The sequence below is a fragment of the Psychrobacter sp. 1Y4 genome (assembly GCF_051847555.1).
In genome coordinates this window covers 1-1,177 of record NZ_JBPYDE010000107.1, presented here as the reverse complement: position 1 = coordinate 1,177, position 1,177 = coordinate 1, and the positions used below count along the sequence as shown (strand labels likewise).

At 44.2% G+C, this 1,177-nt stretch carries 2 protein-coding genes; one reads left to right on the top strand and one right to left on the bottom strand.

Annotated elements, in window-relative coordinates:
- The coding region (gene asd, locus ACS8FC_RS14555) for an archaetidylserine decarboxylase (protein ID WP_439297287.1) at nucleotides 1–603 on the bottom strand (603 nt) is incomplete at its 3' end.
- Between the two features lie 129 nt (nucleotides 604–732).
- Between asd and dtd the strand changes: the two genes are divergently transcribed.
- The coding region (gene dtd / locus ACS8FC_RS14550; protein ID WP_439297286.1) for a D-aminoacyl-tRNA deacylase at nucleotides 733–1,177 on the top strand (445 nt) is incomplete at its 3' end.

Below are 1,177 nucleotides of genomic sequence, written 5' to 3'. Positions count from 1 at the left end.
CATCGCACCTACCATGACAACGGCCGCTTTGCCATATTTGGTATCAAACAGACAGACCAGACGCTCATTACGCGCAAACAAGTCCGGCACATTAGCTGCCGTGGTATTGTTGACCGAAAACAGCGTACCAGGAACGTAGCGAGTTTTGGTCAGCGTACCAGTAAATGGCATATGAACACGGTGATAATTGCTAGGTGCTAGATAGATTGTCGCAAAGCTACCATCGGCAAAATAACTGCCATCTTCGCTATCAGCAAGCAATTGGCCAACGTCATAATGACGACCTTTGGCTTGTAGCATTTTATGATCTTTAATTTGTCCAAGCTGAGAGATGATACCGTCAGCAGGACTTACGATGCCGTTTGCAGTGGTATCGATGGTGCGAGCATCTTCTTTTAGCTCACGGGTAAAAAAGTCATTGAAACTCTCATAAGCATTAAGGCTTTGGCGCTCATACTCATCTAAGCTGATGTTATAGGCTTTGGCAAAACCACGGATAAAGGTGCGTTTGACATAAGGATGACGACTGGCGGCCAAACGTCCAGCGACTTTACTGAGTTGCTGCTGCGGTACCAGCTGTTGTAAGGTGGTAAATACATTCATAATAAGGCTACCAAAATAGGATGTGATGTCATTATTGCATGGGCAAGTTAATGGTCATATTTTATCATGGACAGCGTATTATTGTCTGACCATAAACTGTAAGCCATTTATAAATAAAGAAGGTCGTAAATGAAAGCACTGATACAACGAGTGAGCCGTGCGAGCGTCACTATCGATGAGCATTGTGTTGGCAAAATTGATCATGGGGTATTGGCCTATATTGGGTTGGGTCATGATGATGATTTCGCCGCCGCCCAGCGGATGATTGACAAAATCTTGACCTATCGTATTTTTGAAAATGATGACGACCCTGCTAAATTTGGTAAACTGGATAAAAACGTCCAGCAAGTTGATGGTGGATTGTTATTAGTGTCACAATTTACGCTGATGGCAAAAACAGACAAGGGTCGCCGCCCTGATTTTGGTGGTGCGATGGTACCTGATGCTGCTCAAGAGTTGTTTGAGCAACTCATCGACTATGCCAAAACCCAGTATTCAAATGTAGCCACTGGTCAGTTTGGCGCTGATATGCAAGTTGAAATCGTCAATGATGGGCCACTCAATTTTCTATTGG